The organism is bacterium, from assembly GCA_037147175.1.
Lineage (GTDB): Bacteria > Cyanobacteriota > Vampirovibrionia > Gastranaerophilales > UBA9971 > UBA9971.
The window spans coordinates 1-4,089 of record JBAWVS010000093.1 but is presented as its reverse complement, the minus strand read 5'-3'; the positions used below and the strand labels follow the sequence as shown (position 1 = coordinate 4,089).

General features: G+C 30.3%; 9 protein-coding genes. 4 read left to right on the top strand and 5 right to left on the bottom strand.

Annotated elements, in window-relative coordinates; genetic code table 11:
• The first annotated feature begins 119 nt into the window (after positions 1 to 119).
• Positions 120 to 1,280, top strand: coding sequence for a Y-family DNA polymerase (locus tag WCG23_13055; protein MEI8390799.1), 1,161 nt, complete (start codon positions 120 to 122; stop codon positions 1,278 to 1,280).
• On the opposite strand, the gene WCG23_13050 is transcribed toward WCG23_13055, so the two are convergent.
• Both WCG23_13050 and WCG23_13045 read right to left on the bottom strand, forming a co-directional pair.
• A complete protein-coding gene (locus tag WCG23_13050) occupies positions 1,277 to 1,405 on the bottom strand; it encodes an NAD-dependent epimerase/dehydratase family protein (protein ID MEI8390798.1) in 129 nt (42 codons plus the stop codon). The two genes, WCG23_13055 and WCG23_13050, sit on opposite strands and share 4 nt — an antisense overlap.
• 23 nt (positions 1,406 to 1,428) lie before the next feature.
• Entirely contained in the window at positions 1,429 to 2,049 is a 621-nt protein-coding gene (locus WCG23_13045) for a heme-binding protein (GenBank protein MEI8390797.1), read from the bottom strand.
• A gap of 101 nt (positions 2,050 to 2,150) precedes the next feature.
• Here WCG23_13045 and WCG23_13040 point away from each other — a divergent pair, with 101 nt between their 5' ends.
• A complete protein-coding gene (locus WCG23_13040; GenBank protein MEI8390796.1) occupies positions 2,151 to 2,651 on the top strand; it encodes a pyridoxamine 5'-phosphate oxidase family protein in 501 nt (166 codons plus the stop codon).
• A gap of 38 nt (positions 2,652 to 2,689) precedes the next feature.
• Here WCG23_13040 and WCG23_13035 read toward each other — a convergent pair whose 3' ends face one another.
• The 3 genes from WCG23_13035 to WCG23_13025 are packed head-to-tail and all read right to left on the bottom strand — an operon-like array spanning position 2,690 to position 3,248.
• Positions 2,690 to 2,953, bottom strand: a complete 264-nt coding sequence (locus tag WCG23_13035) for a hypothetical protein (protein ID MEI8390795.1) — start codon at positions 2,951 to 2,953, stop codon at positions 2,690 to 2,692.
• A complete protein-coding gene (locus WCG23_13030; protein ID MEI8390794.1) occupies positions 2,937 to 3,068 on the bottom strand; it encodes a hypothetical protein in 132 nt (43 codons plus the stop codon). Before WCG23_13030 ends, WCG23_13035 begins: the two co-directional genes overlap by 17 nt.
• Before the next feature lie 15 nt (positions 3,069 to 3,083).
• Positions 3,084 to 3,248 carry a hypothetical protein gene (locus tag WCG23_13025; GenBank protein MEI8390793.1) on the bottom strand — a complete coding sequence of 55 codons (165 nt, stop codon included), beginning with the start codon at positions 3,246 to 3,248 and terminating at the stop codon, positions 3,084 to 3,086.
• A gap of 163 nt (positions 3,249 to 3,411) precedes the next feature.
• On the opposite strand from WCG23_13025, the gene WCG23_13020 reads away from it, so the two are divergent.
• Positions 3,412 to 3,696 (top strand): AbrB/MazE/SpoVT family DNA-binding domain-containing protein, encoded by a 285-nt coding sequence (locus WCG23_13020; GenBank protein MEI8390792.1) that lies wholly within the window; start codon positions 3,412 to 3,414, stop codon positions 3,694 to 3,696.
• Entirely contained in the window at positions 3,693 to 3,950 is a 258-nt protein-coding gene (locus WCG23_13015; protein ID MEI8390791.1) for a type II toxin-antitoxin system RelE/ParE family toxin, read from the top strand. The genes WCG23_13020 and WCG23_13015 overlap by 4 nt, the downstream gene beginning before the upstream one ends.
• Positions 3,951 to 4,089 lie beyond the last annotated feature (139 nt).

The following is a 4,089-nucleotide window of genomic DNA, read 5'->3' as shown; positions in this document are numbered from 1 at the left end:
TGAAAGGATGATAACTTATATTTTTTTCTGTCCGATTTCTACGGCATATTATAGTTTTAGCACTTACACAATTCCTTTGCGTATAAGAGAAAGATTAAAAATATGTTAGGGAAATTAATGTGAATATAAAAAGTATAGCATTGGTTGATTGTGATTCGTTTTTTGTATCCTGTGAACAGCTTATGAACCCGTCTCTTCTAAACAAACCTGTATGTGTAGCAAGTAATAATGATGGTTGTGTTGTTGCCCGCTCAAGAGAAGCAAAAGCTATCGGAATTAAAATGGGGATGCCTGTATTTATGGCGAAAAAAGAATTTCCGCAGGGGATTTATCTTTCTGGAAATATGGCTTTATACGGTGAAATTTCAGATAAGGTTATGAAAACCCTTAAAGAATATAGCCCGCTTATAGAAATTTATTCTATAGACGAAGCTTTTGTTGATTTAACAGGGTTAAGAAAGATGTATAGAAAATCTTACCTAGATATAGCAAGAGAAATTAGAAGTGGAGTTATAGAAAAAGTTGGTGTTCCTGTATCTATCGGAGTAAGTTCAACAAAAGTTCTTGCTAAACTGGCTTCTGAAAAGGCTAAAAAATCTAATGGAGTTTATAGGATAGGATTCAGGGATATTACGGATGAACTCAAAAAGACAGATATTTCAGAAATTTGGGGCATAGGTAGAAATACAACGGCTCTGTTGAATAAATACGGCATAAGAACCGCTTATCAGTTTACGCTTATTGAAGATACAAGAATGACCAAACTTCTTGGTAAAAAAGGCATAGAGCTTAAGAAAGAATTGCTAGGCGAGAGTATTTCTCCTGTTTCAGATAAATATATACTTCAAAAATCAATACAGAAAACAAGTTCTTTTGCTAAATTTACTTCTGATGAAAGATATATTATAAATTCTTTAAATTATCACGCTCACAGGGCTTGCAGAAAATTAAGACAGCTTAATTTAAAAACCAGAAGCATTGGTGTAATGCTAAGGACAAAAGATTTTAAGGTTTATTACCAGAAAGTACAGTTAATTCAACCAACTGATTTTGAATTTGATGTTCAAGAAGCTATTAAAATAATTTTTGCTGATATATTTATCCCGAACATTATTTACAGAAGTTCAGGAATAACTTTTGAAGATTTAACAGAAGAAACCCAGCTTTCTCTTTTTTCTTCAGTAAAAAAAAATGAAAAAGCTGGTAAAATAACTTCTGCTTGGGATAAACTTGAGAATAAATATGGCAGAGATGTCATTTTTACTGGCAGGATAGATTAATTTATTTCATTTTTTAAGCCTTGATTTTTAAATACAAGATAAAAAACTTCATATCCTTGTCTTTCAAGAAAAGGAACTGATTTTGAACCTACAAAACCTGTTGACCCTGAAATTAAAATTTTCATAAAACCTAAAATCCTAAGATTTACTAATCAATTATGTACATAATTTCATTTCTTCTTAAAAATGGAAGTGTAAAAGGGGCATCGTAAAAAGCATAAATGGGTTCACTTTTTATTTTAAATCCGTTTTCTTTTATAAAATTATCAAGTTTTTGCTTATTTTTACTTAAATTTGATTCAGAGGATAATCCTGAAAATCTTATTACTGCTCTTCTGGATTCTTCCTGCTTATAAATTTTGATTCTTTCATCTTTGGGCTTTGGAACATTTTCCAGAGTATATTTAGAAGGAACTACAAATGACAATTTCCAGTTGTTGTTTTCTTTTATTTGTTGAACAGGGATTGTCATAGAGATTTTTTCACCGCTTTGGGTCACAGGAACGGTCATTGGAATTTTTTCATTAGGAATATTTTTCCCACTTATATAATCAAAAAGAATCATAAACGCTTCATTTGCAGCTTTATCTCTCTCTCCTGTCGTTGTAACTTCTGCAACAAGATATGAAGGATATTTTCTGATTTCGATATTCTTGTAAGACTTTATAACTTGATATTCAGGTGTTTCATATTTTGCCATAATTGGTGATGCTCCAATAAAAACTAATAAAAATAAAGCTGATAAAAATAACTTTAAAATGTTTTTCATATATTTACCTCCGATTAAAGTATATTTATTTTTAAATTCTAACAAAAATTAGAATTATCCTGATAAGATATAATGAAAAATTAATTTTGTGGAGTTAGAAAATGAAAAAACTTTATGATGAACCGCTATACACAGAAAAACAAAACGAAAAAATTGCAGATGAAACTATACAAAACGAAATTAAAAAGATTCTTTTAAGTCAATCATTTGCGGTTTTATCAACTCAAGGAAACGGTCAGCCTTTTTCTTCTCTTATAACTTATGTTTGCAGTGAAGACTTCAAGAAAATCATATTTGCTACTCCTTTAGCTACAAGGAAGTTTGATTTAATTTCAAAATGTGGCAATGTTTCAATTATGGTTGACACAAGGTCATCAAATCCAGAAAGCATAAATGAAATAAATGCTATAACCATAATTGGAAATGCTAAAATAGCAGAAGATAATCAGGACAAATTATTATATGCCACTATGCTTATTAAATCTCATCCTTACCTTGAAACATTTGTAAAATCTTCTTCAACAGCCATTATAGCGGTTGATATTGAAAAATATTTCTACGTAAGAAAATTTCAAGAAGTCATTGAATGGAATCCTAATTAAATTTTACATAGCTATTGTAGCAGTAGAAGAAATGATATTTAAAAGTCAAAAGTATTTATTTTCAGGCATTGTTCCAGCTCGTATCGGTCAATATGACTTTTTAAAAGATATCCAGCAATGAGCGCACTTGAAATACTTTCTTTTACACTAAGTCCAGCGTCTTTTCTTGCTCTGGCTATTGATTTGGCATAGTCAATTATTACCTCAAGCACTTGTAAGTTCATTCTGTCTGTCATTAAGTCCATAGACGTATCATCTTTAAGACTTGCAAGAAATTTTTCTGCTTCATTTTTTAAGTCCATTATAAATAACTCCATATTTTATGTTTTTTTCTAACTCTTCCTGATACATTGCGTTATAGATAATATTTTCAAGTTCTTCTATACGTTTTTCTTTTTCTTCACAGGATTTACACATCTAAAGTCTCCTTTTTCAAAAGCCCATTCTGATTATAAGTTTCTTTGCAGTTACAGCATCCTTGTATTCACAGGCATTGAGTAATTTATAATAAAGTTTGCGGACGTAGGGAGAGTATGAAAAATTATTTGTTTTTTCTGCCATTGTTCCGATTTCCTGTAATCGTTCCAGCCAATTCATTAATTTAAGTCCTCTTGTTTTTGTATATCCTTATTATAACCTATGTATGTACAAAAATACATACATAAATACGGACATGTTGCAAAAGTTTTACAAATATAAGTATTTTAATAGGACATGTGTTATACTAAAGTTAAATAATTTAAAATTAGAGGTATTTATTATGAGAAAAAAATTAACACGTACTGGCAACAGTTCTGCCCTTATAATTCCGCCCGCTTTTCTTGATATTTTAAAAATAGATAAAAATACTGAATTGGAAGTAACTATAGAAAATGGAAAAATTGTAGCTTTCCCTGTAAAAAAAGAATTCGACTGGAATAGTGTTTCTGAAGAAGATGAGGAACTTTCTCCTGAAGAAATCGACTCAATGAAACGTGGAGAAGAAGATATTAAGGCTGGTAGAGTAATAGATGCTGAAGAAGTCTGGAAAAGGCTTGGTATATGATTGTAAGACTTTCTGAAGAAGCCATAAAAAGTTTACGGGATATTGCTAAAATAGACGTTAAACGGATAAAAGACAGGATTCAAAAATTTATTGACAATCCTGAATCTTGTAATTTTAAGAAACTCAAGGGATACAACGGACGTTACAGGATCAGACAGGGGAATTATAGGATTATCTGTGAGTTTGTTGATGAAAGTTTCAGAATTCTTCACGTAATTGACGTAAAACACCGAAGCGAAGCATATAAGGATTAGCAAAAAATATTTTCTTAAAGTCAATATGCCTTTAAAATAAAAATAATATAAAACGAAAAGTTTTGAAATCACAGGAAAAAGTACTCTAGTGTTCAGTTAAGTTAAAAGTTTAGAACAAATTTTCTTTTTTCACGTCTTG